Origin of the sequence: Microcystis sp. M53602_WE12 (assembly GCF_030065455.1) — a bacterium.
Lineage (GTDB): Bacteria > Cyanobacteriota > Cyanobacteriia > Cyanobacteriales > Microcystaceae > Microcystis > Microcystis aeruginosa.
In genome coordinates this window covers 1-18,420 of record NZ_JASJFB010000116.1, presented here as the reverse complement: position 1 = coordinate 18,420, position 18,420 = coordinate 1, and the positions used below count along the sequence as shown (strand labels likewise).

Below are 18,420 nucleotides of genomic sequence, written 5' to 3'. Positions count from 1 at the left end.
CACCCCACACCCCACACCCCACACCCCACACCCCACACCCCATCACCCCATCACCCCATCACCCCACACCCCACACCCCACACCCCCACTGAATTACTGCTCACTGATAACTGAAATGGCCGATTCTGAACTACAGCAACAAGTCCAAAGATTACATCGACTGACGGTATGGGGTCGTTGGTTATTCGTGTTGGGTTGTTGGTTAGGGATTGGTTCGGCGAGTTTATGGGTTTTATGGGATGATATAGCTTTAATGCGGCAATATTTTACTTGGACAGCCCTTAGATACGCTTTAGCTTTCAATTACTGGCCTTCTATCGGTCTAGGCTTTTGTGTTGCCATGACAGGAGCAGTGTTAGTCTGGCAAAGTCGCAACATTATTTTAGGACTTTCCCCCAGAGAAAAACTGCGCTTAGAGCAACGGGTGCAGAAAATTCGGGCCGAAGGGTCGCGTCATCCCCTCTGGCGCTGGATCTTAAAAAGCAGGGAAAAAGACTTACAATGATAAAGCTTTGCTGAAAGCTGACGGCTAGAATTCCCACTAGATATAATTCTTTACTCAAAAACTCTTGACTTTTGAATCCACCTATGACCGTGACTCCCCAAGCTCCTCCGAAAACTCGCCGCGTGGTTTTTCCCTTCACCGCTATTGTCGGCCAGGAAGAAATGAAATTATCCCTAATGCTCAACGTCATCGACCCCAAAATTGGCGGGGTGATGATTATGGGGGATCGAGGTACGGGAAAATCGACCACAATTAGGGCTTTAGCCGACCTTTTACCGGAGATTGACGTAGTTGCTAACGATCCCTTTAATTCTGACCCCAATGATCCCGATTTAATGAGCGATGAGGTGCGGCAAAAGGTGGACGAGGCCATCCCGTTGACCATTGCCAAGAAAAAAGTCACTATGGTAGATTTGCCCCTCGGTGCGACGGAGGATCGGGTCTGTGGCACGATTGACATCGAAAAGGCCCTGTCAGAAGGGGTAAAAGCTTTTGAACCTGGGTTGCTGGCCAAAGCTAACCGCGGCATTCTCTATGTGGATGAAGTCAATTTACTTGACGATCACCTCGTCGATGTGCTATTGGATTCGGCCGCTAGTGGTTGGAATACGGTGGAACGGGAAGGAATTTCCATCCGTCACCCGGCCCGGTTTGTTTTGGTGGGATCGGGCAACCCAGAAGAGGGAGAATTGCGCCCACAACTGCTCGATCGCTTTGGAATGCACGCCGAGATTCACACCGTCAAAGAACCACCTCTACGGGTCAAAATCGTGGAACAGCGTGCGGAATTTGATGGCAATCCCCTCTCGTTTTTAGAGAAATATAACTTAGAACAGGAAGAACTACAAAGAAAGCTAGTGGAGGCCCAAAATCTTTTGCCTTCTGTGGAGCTTGATTATGATCTGCGGGTGAAAATTTCCGAGGTTTGTTCCGAGTTGGACGTGGATGGATTGCGCGGCGATATCGTTACCAATCGCGCCGCTAAAGCTCTGGCAGCTTTGGAAGGACGGACAACTGTGACGGTAGATGATATCCGTCGGGTAATTGTTCTTTGTTTACGTCACCGTTTGCGGAAAGATCCGCTAGAATCGATCGATTCTGGTTATAAAGTCTTGAAAGCTTTTAATCGCGTCTTTGGATTAGAAGAAAATTCCTAAATCTAATTCACCCTCTCCCCGAAGAGAGGGTTTTTGACTGGATTTAGAGATGAAGGCCAAAAAGGGCTAGATGTGGCCGAATAAGCTAGAATTTTATCGATCGCTGTTATTCTCTGGGGGAATGTCCATGTGGGTTGAAAGTATAAAACTCGAAAACATTAAATGCTTCCAGAATCAAGAGATTAAATTTATTAGTAATCCCAATAATCAACGTCATTGGCGCACTAAACCTTATCATTGGATCACTTTATTGGGAGAAAATGGAGTAGGAAAAAGCACGATTTTACAGGCTTTGGCTTTACTGCTCGCTGGACCAGAAGCAGCCAAAGAATTATTACCACGTCCGACTGGTTGGATATGTAATCCCAAGACACCGGGTAAATTAACCGCAGTGCTTCATCAAGAAGATGGGGATGCGGGAAAATTTGGTACGGATAAAACTCGAAAAACTTTTGCTTATTCCTATTTTGTTACAGGCAAGGAAAGGTTAGAGTTAGGAGGCAGTAAGGACAAACAAACCTATACAGAACCAGCATTAATCGAAGAAAATACTAAAATTTTAAGTTGGTTGCGAGCCAATGCTTTTGCCTCCGATAGTCGTGGTTGGTTTGCCGTCGGTTATGGAGCTTTCCGTCGTTTGACACGAGTGAGTCAAGTGATCATTCCTAGTCTTGAACCTCCGAAACGCTCTAGCAACTTTTTCAGCCAATTTAATGAGGATACATCTTTAAGTTCTTTTGAGAGATGGATGGTGTATTTAGATTATCGAATAGCCAAAAATCCTGAAGATAGTAAATCCAAACAAATGAAAAAAATCGGCGAAGAAGCAATTACTAAACTGTTACCTGGTAATGTAGAAATTGCTGAAGTAACTGCCGATGCCTTGATTCAGTTTCTAGTTAACGGTCAAAAAGTTCCAACCATTAGTTTATCCGATGGTTTTCGGAGTATGATTGCTTTAGCCGGAGATTTAATTTGGCGATTATTACAATCCTTCCCCAATCTAGATAACCCCACAGAGGCTTCTGGAGTCGTCTTAATCGATGAGTTAGATATTCATTTACATCCTTCTTGGCAAAGGGAAATTGCTGGATGGTTACAGGAAGTTTTTCCCAAGCTTCAATTCTTTGTCGCTACTCATAGTCCTTTAATCGCTGCCGGTGCAGGGCCAAATTCTTTAACCCTACGAATCGATCTGGTAGAGGGTGAATCAGAGATTGTAGAAATTCCTTATAAAGAATTAGCGGCTAATGTTGATCGTACTTTAACAAGTTCTGCTTTTGGTTTGAAATCAACCTTTCCCACTGAGACAGAAAATAAAATTAAGCGTTACCACCAACTAAATCGTAAAAATAAAAATCTGGCAGCAGAAGAAAAGCAAGAATATGAACAACTGTCATTATTTGTTCAAGACGTTAAACCCTTTGGCGAAATTAGTCAACCTAATAGTTTAGAATCCCGAATTGATGCCTTACTAGAGGAGCGTTTATCTTGATTCCTGTCACCAGAATATCAGAGCCACCCGTATTAGCTAAAAATGCCGCTCGTTGGCTAGAGGCTTTAGAATCAATAAAATCAAACAACAAGGCAACTAAAGCTCAAATTAACCAAGCACAAAATAAATACAGTCATCCGCAAGTTAAAGACGCATTAGTTAAAATGTTTAATGGGAAATGCGCTTACTGTGAAAGTAAGATTACAGTGGTAACTTACGGAGCGATCGAACATTTTTATCCAAAAAGCCAGTATCCTGATCTGACTTTTACTTGGGAGAATTTACTGCTTTCTTGTGATAAATGTAATGATGCCAATCACAAAGGCACAAATTTTCCTCTCGATGATATCACAGGAAATCCTCTGTTAATAGACCCCACGGATGGAGTAACCGATCCGAATACACATCTTGAATTTATTTGGGATGAAATGGCAAAATTGGCCAGTGTTTATGGTCGGGATCGACGTGGTCAAATTGTTGAAGATTTGTTCGATCTCAATGGTATGCGTGGACGAAAAGAATTAATTAACTATCGTAGTCAATATATTAAAAGATTGTTAGCATTATTACGTTTAGCAAAACAAGGAGACTCGGAGGCTTTATCTTTACTGCAAGAAGCTTGTCAATCGGGAGCGGAATATTATGCTTTTGCTAGTATTTATATCCTGCCTCATTTGCCTCCCTAAAATTAAGGGTAATTATTATCTACGGTCTGAAAAACAAAATTTATCGCTTATTATTCTCACCTTACTTGCTATTTATGTCTCGTCCTGTTGTTTATTTTGCCGTTACTAATCATGGTTTTGGCCATGCTGTCCGCAGTGCTTCGGTGGTAGCTAATATTATTGAACTTAATCCCGAAATTTTGCCGATATTAGTCACCACTGCTCCGCGCTGGTTATTAGATTCCTACATATCTGGAGAATATATTCAAAGACATCGGGGGTTTGATGTGGGAGTAATCCAATCGGATAGTTTAACGATGGATAAATTAGCTACTAAAGAAAAACTAGAACAAATAATTGCTCAATCAAGGTCAATTATTGCCAGTGAAGTTAATTTTATTAAAACTAATCGTGTAGGTTTAGTTGTGGCCGATTTACCGCCTTTAGCGGCACTAATTGCCAAAAGTGCGGGGCTTCCTTGTTGGATGATCGGTAACTTTGGCTGGGATTTTATCTATCGTGATTGGGGTGAAGAATTTGCCAGTATTAGTGATTGGATTAGTCGTTGTTATAATCAATGCGATCGCTTGTTTAAACTGCCTTTAGCGGAAGCAATGACAGCATTTCCCCATGTTACCGAGGCAGGTTTAACCGGAGGTACACCCCGCTACAGTGAAGAACAATTGCGACAGGAATTTAAGCTAAATGCCCCCAAAGAAAAAACTATTTTATTGAGTTTTGGTGGGTTAGGATTAGAAGCAATTCCCTATAATAACCTCGCCAGTTTTCCCGATTGGCAATTTATCACTTTTGAAAAAAACGCGCCCAAACTGCCCAATTTAGTCCGCTTACAGGATAAACCAGATCGGAGCTATCGTCCCGTGGATTTTATGCCCCTGTGCGATCGAATTATTTCCAAACCAGGATATAGTACCTTTGCCGAGGCTTTAAAATTAGAGGTGCCGATTGTTTCCCTAATGCGAGAAGGTTTCGCCGAATCAGCGATTTTATTGGCTGGAATCCAAGATTATAGTTATCATCAAATTATTAGCAGTAAAGAATTTTTTCAAGGTAATTGGGACTTTTTACGCCAAGCCCCCCAACCGCCCAGATTAAAGGTTAAACTGCCTAAAGATGGTGCAGAATCGATAGCGAGAGCTATTGTAGAATACTTTGAGAGGCAATAACCCTCCCGGGGAAAGTTGACGGCGAACCTGAGCAGAGAACTAGGGAGACAGAAACAAGATCGGGCAGAAAGCCGATACTTGTTACAATAGTTTACAAATCACCCTGCCCCGCCACCGAACTATGTCCGAACAGATGATCTCCCCAGAGACGCAAAACCCAGAAGCGATTACCGTTGAAGTGCAGCCCGTCCATATTCCCGAAGAGCATCGGGAAGATATTGGCCCCATGGATGACAACGTAGCCGAGAGTTGGCGCTACAATCCCCAAGTTATTAACGACTATTACCGTCGGCGACCTCTAGACGTTTTGGGGAGATTAATCGAAATTGCCCTACCGGTTTTATCTTTTCTCATCGGTATCTGGTGGGATAAACTGCGGGGAAAATCGCCGAAAAATGAAATTAGACGGGCCGTACAATTGCGGGAAATGTTGACCAAATTGGGACCCACTTATATTAAAATCGGTCAAGCTCTCTCTACCCGGCCTGATTTAGTACCGCCTTTATATTTAGAAGAATTAACCACTCTCCAGGATCAAATCCCCTCTTTTCCTAACGAAATTGCCTATCGTTTTATCGAAGAAGAATTAGGTTATTCTCCCGAGGAAATTTACGCAGAATTATCCCCCAATCCCATAGCAGCCGCTTCCCTAGGACAAGTTTACAAAGGTAAATTAAAAACCGGAGAGAGAGTCGCCGTTAAAGTACAGCGTCCCGATTTGATTCGCTGTATAACTTTAGATGTGTATATCATGCGTAGTTTGGCGACTTGGGTGAAAGGTAATATTAAAAGACTTCGCTCCGATTTAGTGGCAATTACCGACGAATTAGCCAGTCGCATTTTTGAAGAAATTAATTATCTTCACGAAGGACAAAACGCCGAAAAATTCGCTCAACTTTATGGTCACATTGCCGAAATTTACATCCCCAAAATCTACTGGAAATATACCGGGAGACGGGTTTTAACCATGGAGTGGGTGGACGGCACAAAATTAACTAATATCAAAGAAATTCAAGCCCAGGGTATTGATGCCACCCACTTAGTTAATGTGGGGGTGCAGTGTTCTTTGCGTCAATTACTTGAACACGGATTTTTCCATGCGGATCCCCATCCGGGTAATTTATTAGCGACTCCCGACGGTAAATTAGCTTATCTTGATTTCGGCATGATGAGCAATATTGAACCCTATCAACGCTACGGTTTAATCGAAGCGGTGGTGCATTTAGTCAACCGGGATTTTGAGTCTTTGGCCAAGGATTACGTTAAGTTAGACTTCCTGTCACCAACTACCAATTTAGAGCCAATTGTTCCCGCTTTTTCGGAAGTTTTCGGTAATGCTTTAGGGGCGAGTGTGGCAGAATTAAACTTTAAAAGTATCACCGATAAAATGTCGGCGATGATGTATGAGTTTCCCTTTCGAGTTCCTGCCTATTATGCCCTGATTATTCGCTCGATGGTGACTTTAGAGGGAATAGCAATTGGCATCGATCCTAATTTTAAGGTACTGAGTAAAGCCTATCCTTACATTGCTAAACGTCTGCTCACCGATCCTTCCACGGAGTTGCGAGATTCCCTGCGGGATTTATTGTTTAAAGACGGTACTTTTCGCTGGAATCGTTTAGAAAATCTCTTGCGTAATGCTAAAGATTCTAATGATTTTAACTTCGAGAAAGTCACCGAACAAGCGTTAGATTTTCTCCTTTCAGATAGGGGTATATTTATCCGCGAAAAATTAGTGAATGAGTTAGTCAATGCGCTAGATAACTTCGGTCGTCGCACTTGGTTTAATCTCACGGTTAATTTCCGGCAACAGGTGGGTTTAGCGGTGCAAGAAACTCCCCCAGAATTGTTGGGTGATGCTAAGAGTTTTGAGCATCTTCGCAACATCTTTATTATTTTACAGGAAACAAAAGGATTCGATGCCATGGCTATGGTGCCAGTGATGACGAAACTAATCGCTAAACCGGAAACCCAACAGATGGGACAAAAAATTGCTGAAGGTTTGCTACAAAAATCCCTAGCGCGTTTAATTCGTTACCTAGTTCTCGAATTTGATAGACCAAATCATCAGCAAAATGGAGAATTATCGAAAGCTTTACCCGCTGCCGATTAACCTCTGTCAGTTCCACCGACTGCTCAAAATCTGAGCATTTCCGACAATAAAGGCCGTGAAATAAATTTCACGGCTACGAGAAAAACGCTAAACTATTTTTAAAGTTTTTTTATCCTAGCAGGTTAACGGGGTTTAAAGGTGACTTGTAAACCGTCGCGAGGATGGGGAGTGGGGATAGCGGTGAGGGTGAGATCTTGATTGGGGAGTAATTGCCAATCGTATTTTTCTACTAAACGGACGGCTAAAATTTTCATCTCTAAACGAGCGAATTCCTTGCCGATACATTCGCGCAATCCCGCACCAAAGGGGATATATCCGTAGGGTTTTTCTTCGGCTAAAAAGCGATCGGGATCGAAGGTTTCAGGACGAGAATAAATATTATTATCTTTATGGGTATTGCTGATTTGATACTGCACTACCCATCCTTTCGGCAAATGATAACCGTTAAATTGACAGTCTTCTACTACCCGACGGAATCCTCCTCCCACGGGGGGAGTAAAACGTAAAACTTCTTTTAAAACGCGATCTAAATAGGTCATCTGTTTGAGGGTATCAACGCTTAAAGGAGTAGATAGATCAAAATTAGTTATTTCCTCGAGGACAAGCTGAAAAATATCGGGATGCAGTGCCATTTGTAGGCAGAAAGTGGCGATAGCGGAGGTTAAAGTTTCATGACCGGCAAAGAGTAATAATAGCACTTGATCCTTTAATTCCGCTAAGGATAAACTTTCACCGTTTTCGTCTTTAGCTTGTAAAAGGATAGCCAGAGCATCCTGGCCTAAGTCATCATTTTTTTGTCTTTCTAAAATGATAGTCTCGATCGCTTGTAGTAATTCTTCTCGACAGCGTAATGCTTTGCCGAAAGCTGTCCAGGGAAGGGGAATGGGAAGGGTAAATAGTCCCGCACACCAAGTATCAAAAGCTTCTCCTAATTTGGTAGCAGAACCATCGTCAAGACCGACAAATAATTTACAGGCGATATCGAGGGTATAGTTTCTTAATTCAGGATACCATGACAGGGTTTTTGCGGTTTGCCAACGCTCTAAATAGCGAGCGGTAATTGTTTCTACCGTAGGGATATAACTTGCTAGGGACCGGGGTTGAAAAGCTTGATAGATTAAGCGACGACGGGAAGCGTGAACATCTCCCGTATGCACCGCTAAAGATGCGCTGCCGAGGAGAGTTGTGGTACTTTTAGGCCAAGTTGCCGCAAAGTATTTATTCTCGTTGCTGAGGAGAAACCGGTTAGCTTCGGCACCGGATAAAATAATCGTGGGACTGCCAAAAATATGAGTGCGGAAAAGTTGACCATATTTATGATGACGTTTGCTGGCAAAATCCCCATCGGTCAAAAAAGCGATTGTTTCTCCTAATAGGGGTAATCCGAAACTGCCGGGGGGTAGGGGTAAATCTTTGCTTATAGTCATCGCTGCCTCTAGGGTAAAACTAATCAGTTGCCGTCGATTAACCCTGTTTATTTTAACCTAAAGCGGCGGAGAATTCATCCCCTAATCTAGACTGGCAATTAGCGATCGCACTTGACCAAGGCAAGTATCTAGGCAAAATTAATTACAGATCTCACCAGTCAGTTAACAATAAGAATTGCCGCCAATTGACATTTTTTAAGATCACCGCCATAATTAGGGCTTGCTCAATAAATGTGAAAACCTTGTTGGGTAAGACTTTTAGACTTTTTGGTTTCCAAAAAGTACCAGATATGGGAGTGATCGGTTGGAAAATTCCTGGACTTTTTCCCTGAAAATTAGGTAATTGACCAGATGAAAATCGCTAAAACCCTACACCCTACACCCTACACCCTACACCCCGCCCCCACCGAAAAACTTTTTGCCGCAAACCCTAATTAGCCATTGCTAATAGTAATTCGCGGCAAACGATGCTTAAAACCGCAGAGAATTTCCCAGGATATCGTACCTAAATCCCGCGCCCAATCGTCGGCGGTGATGCACTGTGGGCCATCTTTACCGATAAGTGTGACGATTTCCCCTGTTTTTACCTCTGGAATCTCGCTCACGTCAATCATTAACTGATCCATGGTTATTGCGCCGATTTGGGGTACTAAACGTCCTCTCAGGGATACTTTTAAACGATTGGAGAGATTGCGGGGAATTCCATCAGCGTAACCGATACCGACCACAGCAATACGAGTATCTTTTGCCGCTATGTACTGATGACCATAACTCACTCCGGAGCCGGCGGCAATGGTTTTGACTTGGGCAATGCGCGCTTTTACTTGCAGGACGGGTTGCAAAGGGACTTTATCGGTGAGATGATCGGCGGGATAAAGACCGTAGAGAGCTAATCCGACTCTAACTCGATCGTAGTGCAGAGATCGATCGCTTAGGGTAGCGGCAGAGTTGGCTAAATGCAGACAGGGAGGATGATAACCTTTTGATCTTAACTCGGCGATCGCTTGTTGGAATCTTTGCCGTTGTAACTGCATCATCTCGGGATTGGGATCGTCAGCCGTGGCAAAATGGGAGTATATACTGGCAATTTTTAGGTTAGGAGCCTCTAAAACCTGTTCGACGAATTTTGTGCCGTTTTGCCATTGTGTACCTAAGCGACACATCCCCGTATCTAGTTTGATATGAACCGGCAGCCGCTGTTCTAAGCGTCTCATAACGGTGGCAAAAATTTGCACCTGTTCGATTTGCACCAGGGTGGGTTGCAATTGCCAATGGGCTAAGGCTGCCACTTCTTCCAGGGTGTTCACTGCCCCTAAAATCATAATTGGGGCAACGATTCCCGCTTCCCGTAGTTCGATACCTTCACCGATAGTCGCGATGGCTAAAGACTGCGCTCCGGCTTCTAAAACGCTGTTAGCCACCTTAACTGCCCCGTGTCCGTAAGCATCGGCTTTAATTACCGCCATTAATTCCGTTTTTGGGGCTAATAAGGCCTTGACTTTTCGCACGTTTTGTTGTAAGGCCGAGCGATCAATCTCTACCCAAGCACGATAGCGAATTGCTTCCGACAATTGATAATCATGACGGTTTTTGGGCGGATTGATAATTTTTGGTTCGATGCTAAACACCACTCGCTCACTCCTTTGCACACATAACCCAATTTATCACAGATGTCGGGGTGAAGACCCTCGTACTGACAGGATGAAACCCCGACCAATATAAAACAGCAAAGCACGATTAAATCCTTGACAGTTTAGCCTTGCATAGCTTACCATAGTAAATTTAGTTGGGTAAACAAGATATTAAAAGCGTTTAAGTACAGAATCTATCCGACCAGTGAGCAATCAGTTTTGCTTGCCAAGTCGTTTGGCTGTGCTAGATGGTTTTACAATTACGCTCTAAACTTAACATCCGAAACTTACAAGCAAACTGGAAAAGGATTAAGCAGAGACGAAATAATTAAGCTGCTGCCTTCCTTAAAAAAAGAGCATGAGTGGTTAAGCGAAGTACCATCGCAGGTATTACAACAAGCTGCTTTAAATCTTTCTAGTGCTTTCCTTAACTTTTTTGAAGGTAGAGCTAAATATCCTAACTTCAAGAAAAAGCAAAATAGGCAGTCGATTAGATTTCCTCAACACTGTAAGTTAAAAGATGATGTTCTGGTATTGCCTAAAATTGGTGAAGTCTCTTGCCAAGTTTCACGGCAACCAGAGGGAAACTTAAAGTCTGTTACGGTTTCAGTTAATCCATCAGGAGAATATTTCGCATCTTGTCTCTATGATGATGGTCAGGATTTACCCCAAAAATCATCAGAAGGAAAAGCTGTCGGGATAGACGTTGGACTAACCCATTTTGCTATTACATCAGATGGGACTAAACACGGGAATCCTCAATACTATCGTAAGTACGAACAAAGATTAGCGAGGAGACAAAAGAAACTAAGCCGCCAGCAAAAAGGCTCTAAGAATCGAAATAAAGCTAGAGTTAAAGTTGCTAAAGTTCACTCTAAAATCGTTCGTTGTCGTGAAGATTTTCTGCACAAACTAAGTCGTAAATTAGTTGACAAAAACCAAGTCATAGTGGTAGAAAATCTGGCAGTCAGAAACCTGGTCAAAAACCCTAAACTAGCAAAATCAATTAGTGATGCTGGTTGGGGTCAATTCTGTACTATGTTAAAATACAAGGCTGAATGGGAAGGAAAAATATATATAGAAGTAGATAGATTCTTTCCTAGCTCTAAGACTTGTAGTAACTGTTTAAATCCTGTTGATAGTTTGAGTTTAGATATTCGTAGTTGGCAATGTCCTAAGTGTGGAGAAACCCACGATAGAGACATCAATGCCGCTAAGAATATTCGAGATGAAGGTTTACGAATTTTGGCGGTAGGGCATACCGCTACTGCTTCTGGAGGGAGAGTAAGACCAAGTAAAGGCACTGCTTTTGCAAGGCATCTCCCCGTGAATGAAGAATCCCTCGCATGAGTGCGATGGGAGTGTCAAACCAAAAGAAAACCGAGAGGGCTAGGAAAGAAGCCGGAAACTCCTCTGGATTTCCTCCTTTTTCCCAGCGGAATCTAGGCTTTAAGATGAATGGGATGTTAGGAAGTTCCCGAAAAAATTTGGGGTTAGGGTTATAAAGGCTCGAAACTAAGTACCTAAAAGCTTTTAGCTTAACCAATTAGGTTTTAGATTCGATCGAGTGACAAGAAAGTAGGGAAGTTTTCACCTAACACTATCTCAGTGGTTGGACAGAAGTGAAGTTAACTGTGGGGTAAGGAATGCCAAAAAGCCTAGACTAAGATAAAATTATATCCAACCGGATGCAGTATAGGAGTTTAGCCAATGTCTAACGAAACTGTTACTTATTCCCTAGAAGCTGTCCTCACAAGGATTGAGGGAAAGATCGATAAGATTGATGAGCGCTTGACAAAAGTAGAAATAGGATTAACCGATCTCAAAGGGGATATTAAAGTGTTAGACGAGAAAATCGAAGGCATCGACAATCGGCTAAAATCAGTGGAAGGAACCCAAAAAAATCAGGTCTGGACATTAATTATCCTTTTGGGGAGTGCCATTTTTACGGCCGGATGGAAAGTATTTTTTTCCAGTAATATCTGATCTTTCTAATTCTCAACAAGACTACAGTTAACCGCTCCTGAAAGAAAATTTTCTTAAAGCCTAGACTTAAGATAAAATTATATCCAACCGGATGCAGTATAGGAGTTTACCAAATGTCTAACGAAACTGTTACTTATTCCCTAGAAGCTGTCCTCACAAGGATTGAGGGAAAGATCGACTCGCTTGAGAAGCGGGTTAACGAAAGATTTGACAAGGTAGAAGATCGGTTAACCAAACTAGAAATAGGAGTAACTGATCTCAAAGGTGATATTAAAGTGTTAGACGAGAAAATCGAAGGCATCGACAATCGGCTAATATCGGTAGAGGGAACCCAAAAAAATCAGGTCTGGACATTGATTATCCTTTTGGGAAGTGCCATTATTACGGCTGCTTGGAAAGTATTTTTTTCCAGTAATATCTGAGTTCTCTAATTCTCAACAAGACTACAGTTAATCGCTCCTGAAAGAAAATTTTCTTAAAGCCTAGACTAAGATAAAATTATATCCAACCAGATGCAGTATAGGAGTTTAGCCAATGTCTAACGAAACTGTCACTTATTCCCTGGATGTCGTCCTTAAAGAAATTAAAGACAGTATCAAGGAAGTTAGTCAAAAATTCGATAAGATTGATGAACGCTTGACAAAAGTAGAAATAGGAATAGCTGATCTCAAAGGGGATATTAAAGTGTTAGACGGGAAAATCGAAGGCATCGACAATCGGCTAATATCGGTAGAGGGAACCCAAAAAAATCAGGTCTGGACATTGATTATCCTTTTGGGAAGTGCCATTATTACGGCTGGGTGGAAAGTATTTTTTTCCAATAATATCTGATCTCTCTAATCCTTAACAAGACTACAGTTAACCGAACCCAAAAGGATAAAACCTTGTTTCTGTTTGACTGGATTTCCTCATTGCTTATTTACCAATACAAAAACGGCTAAAAATGCGATCAAGTACCGATTCAGTCACTTCTTCGCCGGTAATTTCTCCTAAGGATTGAATGGCAGTACGCAGATCGATCGACCAAAAATCAAAAGGTAAATTTTGGTCAATTGTTTTTTTGACCTGTTGCAAAGCAATTTTCGCCCTAGTTAAAGCGGCCGCTTGTCGTTGATTAATGGCTAAATCCAAATTAGCCGCCTGTAGTTCTTGATTTTGGACAGCATTAATAATAGTTTTTTCTAAGTCTTCAATACCCTGATTTTGGGCGGCCGACAGCTTGACAACTCGCTCAATTTCTGCTGGGTAAATTACCGTTTCGGGATGAGCTAAATCAATTTTATTAATCACTAAAATTAATCGGCGATCGCTGACAGAGCGATAAATTTCCTCGTCTTCCCGGGTCCATCCTGACTCTGCGGAGACGGTTAAGAGAACTAAATCAGCAGACCGGGCCGTTTGACGGGAACGTTCCACCCCAATTTGTTCGACTCGATCGCTGGCCGAGCGAATTCCTGCCGTATCGAGGACTTGTACGGGGATTCCCGCCACAACTAGCTGAGATTCGACAATATCGCGGGTAGTGCCGGGTAAATCGGTGACAATCGCTCGATCGCTCCGACTCCAAGCATTTAACAAACTGGATTTACCCACATTCGGCCGCCCCACGATCGCCACTTTCAGACCACTACGCAGCAATTCCCCGCGCTCGGCGGTGGCCAAAATTAAATTTACTTGACAAAAAACCTGTTCTATGCTATTGAGAATCGCCTCGCAATCCAAGGGCGGTAAATCTTCTTCAAAGTCAATACGGGCCTCAATTTCGGCCAAAATATCGAGACAGGTGGCGCGCAAATGGCGGATCGGTTGAGCGAGTTTCCCCTGTAAACCAGCGAGGGCAAATTGTGCCGCTTGGGGAGAACGCGCCCCAACGAGATCGACGACGCTTTCGGCTTGAGTTAGGTCAATTCTGCCGTTGAGAAAGGCACGGAGGCTAAATTCCCCCGCTTGTGCCAAACGCGCCCCATTTTCTAGACATAACTGTAACACCTGTTGTACGGGCATAATGCCGCCATGACAGTGAAATTCCACCACATCCTCGCGGGTGAAAGAGCGGGGAGCCAACATGAGCAACAGTAAAGCTTCATCGATAATTGCTTGACTTTGGGGATGCCGGATATAACCGTAGAGAATACGATGACTTTGCCATTTTTGACGATTGGGGCTATGGAAAAGCCGACGAGCGATCGCCACTGCCTGACTACCAGATAAACGGACAATACCGATACTACCCTGTTCCGGAACGATCGCCGTAGCGATGGCGGCGATCGTATCCCCTGTGTTTAACATCTCTTAATCACCCCTTGCTAAAATTGAAGTCGGTATCAATTTTGTCAGCATTTATGCCCGAAAATATGCGCTCACGGTCATTAAAAGCGAGAAAAAGCCGCAAATATTCGAGTAATCGCTTACTGCGATTTTTGCGCTATTGGTATATTCGCTTAATGCGATTACAAGGACATCCTAGGGAAATTGCCAGGGGTTTTGCCTTGGGAGTTTTTTCGGGATTTTTCCCGTGGATGGGCCTTCAAATCATCGTCGCTATCTTTTTAGCCACCCTATTTCGCGCCAACAAGATCGCGGCTGCTGCCGGTACTTATATCAGCAATCCCTTGACCGATCTGCCAATTTTCCTGTTTAATTATAAATTAGGAGAGTTTATTCTTGGTCAAAGCGGGCGATCGAATCTGGGCGACATTTTTCAAACTAATCAAAGCTTCACCGAAAAGTTAGCTAGTTCTGGCGGCCAATTTCTTTTGACCCTGTTTTTTGGTTGCTTACTATCAGCGACGGTATTTGCTACTATAACCTATTTTGTTAGCTATCGCCTAGTTCATCAACGGTATCACCGGCGACAAACAGGGAGAAAACGCTGATAAATTGTCACCGTTCAGGGGGGGGGACGAAATCTGGTAATCTAAGGGGCATGGATGAGAAGCACCTACGGTAATCCCATAATAAGTCTAAACTGTGATTTGAATGATTGAATGAATACTATGATTGTGTTGTATTCAGCAAACCTTCATCAATGATCAATCATAGTCCATCCCATAATCCCATAATAAGTCTAAACTGTGATTTGAATGATTGAATGAATACTATGATTGTGTTGTATTCAGCAAGTCTTCATCAATAATCAATCATAGTCCATCCCATAATCACATCAATCACAGTTAAGACGATGGATGTTGCTGTTGTCGCAGCCTTTGTAAGTTTTCCCGAATCTTAACAGTAGTAGGAGGATTCTCCCCTAAAGCTTTCTAAGCAATTGCTAATGATTGTAAATAGAGGAGTTCTGCTTCGGCATACTTTTCCTAAAATTTGCTTGCTATAAATGTTAATCATAAATTTGTCGTCGATGTCCCACAACATCAATCATGATAATTTTTTCGGTTCTTCGTTACTTGGTATGGTTCGATAGGGGGGCATAAATCGACTAAATCCTTATCTGGCAAGAGACTTAATTGATTAGTTCGCTCTAGATAAAAAACAATTGACAAAAATCGCTAAATGCCTTTCTATATAAGGGTTCCATCCCTTATAACCCCCCTCCATTGCATAACACAAACCGAAGAGCCGCAAAAGTTACACTTAATTATCACCTATTCCACAGAAAATTATGTTCCTGCTGACCTGAATAAATCTCCTTTAAATGTAGGAACAGAAATCCTGTTACCTGATTTTACTCTAGAACAGGTCTTGACTCTAGCCAATAAATATCAGGCTAACTTGGGAAAAGATGAACTGCAAAAAATAATTAATCTTGTCGGGGGACATCCCTATTTAATCCAAAAGGCGATTTATGGGATTAGCCAAAAACAACTGTCTTTAGCAGATTTTTTAGAGACAGCAGCCACGGAAGAGGGAATTTATGGGGATCATTTGCGAGGACATTTGCTAAACTTACAAGAACATCCAAACCTAGCAGCAGGAATGAAAAAGGTTGTAGAGTCCTCTTCTCCCGTTGATTTAGGTGCAACAATTAATTGGCAACTTCATAGTTTAGGATTAGTAACCTTTGTGCAGAATGCTGTTCAACCCCGTTATCCACTATACAGCGACTATTTTAGGTATCGCCTATCCTCCTAAAATCCAATATATTGAGTTAAACTGTTGTACATCTAAATCTAATATTCGTTTTCACCTGTTCCCCGTTCCCTCATCGAACCCAGAACTTTAAATGCGGACTAGCTTAGGCACAGATAACCTTTGATTAAATTATTCATCGAACTTAACCAATCAGACAAATTGCTAATTTTAATGCTATGGCGACCAATTTTTATCATGTTGGAGGCAGCGTTCCCCTAGATGCACCTAGTTATATCAAGCGGGAAGCAGATGATATATTTTATAACTATCTAAAAAATGGACAGTATTGCTATGTGTTAAATTCCCGTCAAATGGGAAAATCAAGTTTGTGGGTACAGACACAAAAACGACTGCAAGAGGATAATATTGATTGTGCTACCATTGATTTGAGTGGTATAGGAAAAAACATCTCCGAAGATATTTGGTATCGAGTATTATTTGAGCAACTGGTTAAACGCTTCAATCTTTCTATTCGGGGAAAAGAGCAAACTTGGTGGGATGAACGAGCCTATAAATCAGCTATTAATCGTCTTGATCAATTTGTTGATGAAATTCTCTTAAAGGAGATATACCAACCTATTGTTATCTGTTTCGATGAAATTGATAGCGTTCTGAGTTTAAATTTTTCCACAGATGATTTCTTTGCTTGGCTGCGTAGCTGTCATGAAAACCGTCCCCATAATAGGGATTACCAACGTCTAACCTTTTGTATGTTGGGGGTAGCGGCAGTTTCTAACTTTATTCTAGATAATAATCGTAGTCCTTTTAATATTGGTCAAGATATTCGATTATCTGGATTTACTAAAAGGGATGCCAGAAAACTTGCCGAGGGATTGCAGGACAAAGTTATCGCACCAGAACGGGTTTTAGAGGAGGTTATAGAATGGACAGGTGGACAACCGTTTTTAACTCAAAAAATTTGTCGTTTAATCTCCACATCTCGCCCTGAATTTGGCAAGGAATCCCCAGCAAACCCGATTACTGTCGGCGATTTTATCCAGTCGCAAGTAATTAGTAACTGGGTATCTCAAGATAGTCCAGAACACCTAAAAACTATTCGGAATCGTTTATTAAATAAGCGTGTCACGGGTAGAAGAATGCTGAAGCTTTACCTAGAAATTTTAAGAAATGGTGAAATTACCGATGATGGTAGTCTTGATCAAATAGAATTACGCTTAACGGGATTGGTAGTTGAAGACCGACAAAAGTTAAAAGTTTATAATAAGATTTATAGAAATGTTTTTAATGAAACTTGGGTGACAACGGAATTAAATAAAATCCCTCCATACATTGAAAAGTACGAAGTTTGGTTAAATTCAGGGGAAGATGACACTAAACTTCTTTATGATCAAGATTTAGCAGAAGCTTTAACTTGGAGTAAAAATCAAGACCTTAATGAGTCAGAAAAGCGTTTTTTAGAGTTAAGTGAAATCGCAGCCAAACGAAAAGCACAGATAGCACGTCAAGGGGAAGCATATCAACTGGCTGAAAAACAATTAACGCCCAAATTTGAGGAGAATCAAAGAGCAGCTTTAATTGAGGAAATTCTAGCTTGGACGGGTGGTAACTTGGAGTTAACGGAAATAGTTATCGGTTTGCTAATCGACAATAAAAATGAGTTGCGGAAAGGAGAAGAAAAACCAAAAATTGAACAATTGATTCAGAAAAATATTGTAGAAAATTGGTTACAAAATAAAGCGGCAGCCCATCTCTGGAAAATACAAAACAGTCTCTTAACTCCTGATAAAAATGTTAGGTCAACATTAGAAATCTATCAAGAAATTTTGCAGCAGGGGGGAGTCTTTGCTGATAACAAAACGGAAAAATTGGCACTTCAGCAAGCAGAATTAGTGATTAAGAATGATTATTATCTAGAAGTGACCAATCGAATTTATCAAGAGGTATTTAATGTTAAATGGGTTAAACAAGAATTAGAAAAATTAGTTGAGGTGGAGAATTCTCCTGCTGGTTTAACTAAAATATTATCTTTCTTGGCACTATTAGGCTTTCTTGGATTTACTTTTTGGGTTCTTCGTTACTTGGTATGGTTCGATAGGGGGGCATAAATCGACTAAATCCTTATCTGGCAAGAGACTTAATTGATTAGTTCGCTCTAGAGCAAAAACAATTGACAAAAATCGCTAAATGCCTTTCTCTATAAGGGT

General features: G+C 41.8%; 17 protein-coding genes and 1 pseudogene. 13 read left to right on the top strand and 5 right to left on the bottom strand.

What is annotated here, in order from left to right:
• The first annotated feature begins 115 nt into the window (after window positions 1–115).
• The 6 genes from PX482_RS04685 (at window position 116) to PX482_RS04660 (ending at window position 7,122) form a co-directional block, all read left to right on the top strand.
• Window positions 116–505, top strand: coding sequence for a hypothetical protein (locus PX482_RS04685; protein ID WP_002760147.1), 390 nt, complete (start codon window positions 116–118; stop codon window positions 503–505).
• A gap of 83 nt (window positions 506–588) precedes the next feature.
• Entirely contained in the window at window positions 589–1,662 is a 1,074-nt protein-coding gene (gene bchI, locus PX482_RS04680) for a magnesium chelatase ATPase subunit I (protein WP_002760148.1), read from the top strand.
• 70 nt (window positions 1,663–1,732) lie between these two features.
• Window positions 1,733–3,157: an AAA family ATPase gene (locus PX482_RS04675; RefSeq protein WP_223213012.1), complete on the top strand. Its 1,425-nt coding sequence runs from the start codon at window positions 1,733–1,735 to the stop codon at window positions 3,155–3,157.
• Window positions 3,154–3,843 (top strand): retron system putative HNH endonuclease, encoded by a 690-nt coding sequence (locus PX482_RS04670; RefSeq protein ID WP_002760150.1) that lies wholly within the window; start codon window positions 3,154–3,156, stop codon window positions 3,841–3,843. Before PX482_RS04675 ends, PX482_RS04670 begins: the two co-directional genes overlap by 4 nt.
• A gap of 74 nt (window positions 3,844–3,917) precedes the next feature.
• Complete coding sequence (locus PX482_RS04665; protein WP_288122132.1) at window positions 3,918–5,009, top strand: glycosyltransferase family protein; 1,092 nt, start codon at window positions 3,918–3,920, stop codon at window positions 5,007–5,009.
• A 121-nt stretch (window positions 5,010–5,130) separates the two neighbouring features.
• Window positions 5,131–7,122: an ABC1 kinase family protein gene (locus PX482_RS04660; protein ID WP_002760159.1), complete on the top strand. Its 1,992-nt coding sequence runs from the start codon at window positions 5,131–5,133 to the stop codon at window positions 7,120–7,122.
• A gap of 122 nt (window positions 7,123–7,244) precedes the next feature.
• Here the strand turns inward: PX482_RS04660 and PX482_RS04655 are convergent, their stop codons facing one another.
• Together PX482_RS04655 and alr are read right to left on the bottom strand one after the other, a co-directional pair.
• A complete protein-coding gene (locus PX482_RS04655; RefSeq protein ID WP_288094004.1) occupies window positions 7,245–8,549 on the bottom strand; it encodes a cytochrome P450 in 1,305 nt (434 codons plus the stop codon).
• A 434-nt stretch (window positions 8,550–8,983) separates the two neighbouring features.
• Window positions 8,984–10,180 carry an alanine racemase gene (gene alr, locus PX482_RS04650; protein ID WP_002760163.1) on the bottom strand — a complete coding sequence of 399 codons (1,197 nt, stop codon included), beginning with the start codon at window positions 10,178–10,180 and terminating at the stop codon, window positions 8,984–8,986.
• A gap of 168 nt (window positions 10,181–10,348) precedes the next feature.
• Between alr and tnpB the strand changes: the two genes are divergently transcribed.
• From tnpB to PX482_RS04630, 4 genes are all read left to right on the top strand, one after another.
• Window positions 10,349–11,530, top strand: coding sequence for an IS200/IS605 family element RNA-guided endonuclease TnpB (tnpB, locus tag PX482_RS04645; protein ID WP_002760167.1), 1,182 nt, complete (start codon window positions 10,349–10,351; stop codon window positions 11,528–11,530).
• Between the two features lie 360 nt (window positions 11,531–11,890).
• Window positions 11,891–12,166, top strand: coding sequence for a hypothetical protein (locus tag PX482_RS04640; RefSeq protein ID WP_002760168.1), 276 nt, complete (start codon window positions 11,891–11,893; stop codon window positions 12,164–12,166).
• Window positions 12,167–12,279: 113 nt separating this feature from the next.
• Entirely contained in the window at window positions 12,280–12,588 is a 309-nt protein-coding gene (locus PX482_RS04635; RefSeq protein WP_002760170.1) for a DUF4164 family protein, read from the top strand.
• Between the two features lie 112 nt (window positions 12,589–12,700).
• The gene (locus tag PX482_RS04630) at window positions 12,701–12,997 is read left to right on the top strand and encodes a hypothetical protein (RefSeq protein ID WP_002760171.1); all 297 of its coding nucleotides are present in this window, start codon (window positions 12,701–12,703) and stop codon (window positions 12,995–12,997) included.
• An 84-nt stretch (window positions 12,998–13,081) separates the two neighbouring features.
• On the opposite strand, the gene mnmE is transcribed toward PX482_RS04630, so the two are convergent.
• Window positions 13,082–14,455, bottom strand: a complete 1,374-nt coding sequence (mnmE, locus tag PX482_RS04625; RefSeq protein ID WP_002760173.1) for a tRNA uridine-5-carboxymethylaminomethyl(34) synthesis GTPase MnmE — start codon at window positions 14,453–14,455, stop codon at window positions 13,082–13,084.
• A gap of 53 nt (window positions 14,456–14,508) precedes the next feature.
• On the opposite strand from mnmE, the gene PX482_RS04620 reads away from it, so the two are divergent.
• Entirely contained in the window at window positions 14,509–15,042 is a 534-nt protein-coding gene (locus tag PX482_RS04620; protein ID WP_002760175.1) for a DUF2062 domain-containing protein, read from the top strand.
• Between the two features lie 495 nt (window positions 15,043–15,537).
• On the opposite strand, the gene PX482_RS04615 is transcribed toward PX482_RS04620, so the two are convergent.
• Entirely contained in the window at window positions 15,538–15,666 is a 129-nt protein-coding gene (locus tag PX482_RS04615) for a hypothetical protein (protein WP_288026535.1), read from the bottom strand.
• 79 nt (window positions 15,667–15,745) lie between these two features.
• Between PX482_RS04615 and PX482_RS04610 the strand changes: the two are divergent.
• Both PX482_RS04610 and PX482_RS04605 read left to right on the top strand, forming a co-directional pair.
• Window positions 15,746–16,255: pseudogene (locus tag PX482_RS04610) on the top strand (AAA-like domain-containing protein); the annotation flags it as partial.
• A 176-nt stretch (window positions 16,256–16,431) separates the two neighbouring features.
• Window positions 16,432–18,321: an AAA-like domain-containing protein gene (locus PX482_RS04605; protein WP_288093604.1), complete on the top strand. Its 1,890-nt coding sequence runs from the start codon at window positions 16,432–16,434 to the stop codon at window positions 18,319–18,321.
• On the opposite strand, the gene PX482_RS04600 is transcribed toward PX482_RS04605, so the two are convergent.
• Window positions 18,256–18,390 (bottom strand): hypothetical protein, encoded by a 135-nt coding sequence (locus tag PX482_RS04600; protein ID WP_288093608.1) that lies wholly within the window; start codon window positions 18,388–18,390, stop codon window positions 18,256–18,258. The two genes, PX482_RS04605 and PX482_RS04600, sit on opposite strands and share 66 nt — an antisense overlap.
• Window positions 18,391–18,420: the final 30 nt, after the last annotated feature.

Coding starts and splice junctions, on each gene's coding strand:
- PX482_RS04685 (WP_002760147.1), top strand. CDS start 116: ATGGCCGATTCTGAACTACAGCAACAAGTCCAAAGATTACATCGACTG.
- bchI (WP_002760148.1), top strand. CDS start 589: ATGACCGTGACTCCCCAAGCTCCTCCGAAAACTCGCCGCGTGGTTTTT.
- PX482_RS04675 (WP_223213012.1), top strand. CDS start 1,733: ATGTGGCCGAATAAGCTAGAATTTTATCGATCGCTGTTATTCTCTGGG.
- PX482_RS04665 (WP_288122132.1), top strand. CDS start 3,918: ATGTCTCGTCCTGTTGTTTATTTTGCCGTTACTAATCATGGTTTTGGC.
- PX482_RS04660 (WP_002760159.1), top strand. CDS start 5,131: ATGTCCGAACAGATGATCTCCCCAGAGACGCAAAACCCAGAAGCGATT.
- PX482_RS04655 (WP_288094004.1), bottom strand. CDS start 8,549: ATGACTATAAGCAAAGATTTACCCCTACCCCCCGGCAGTTTCGGATTA.
- PX482_RS04640 (WP_002760168.1), top strand. CDS start 11,891: ATGTCTAACGAAACTGTTACTTATTCCCTAGAAGCTGTCCTCACAAGG.
- PX482_RS04635 (WP_002760170.1), top strand. CDS start 12,280: ATGTCTAACGAAACTGTTACTTATTCCCTAGAAGCTGTCCTCACAAGG.
- PX482_RS04630 (WP_002760171.1), top strand. CDS start 12,701: ATGTCTAACGAAACTGTCACTTATTCCCTGGATGTCGTCCTTAAAGAA.
- mnmE (WP_002760173.1), bottom strand. CDS start 14,455: ATGTTAAACACAGGGGATACGATCGCCGCCATCGCTACGGCGATCGTT.
- PX482_RS04620 (WP_002760175.1), top strand. CDS start 14,509: ATGCCCGAAAATATGCGCTCACGGTCATTAAAAGCGAGAAAAAGCCGC.
- PX482_RS04605 (WP_288093604.1), top strand. CDS start 16,432: ATGGCGACCAATTTTTATCATGTTGGAGGCAGCGTTCCCCTAGATGCA.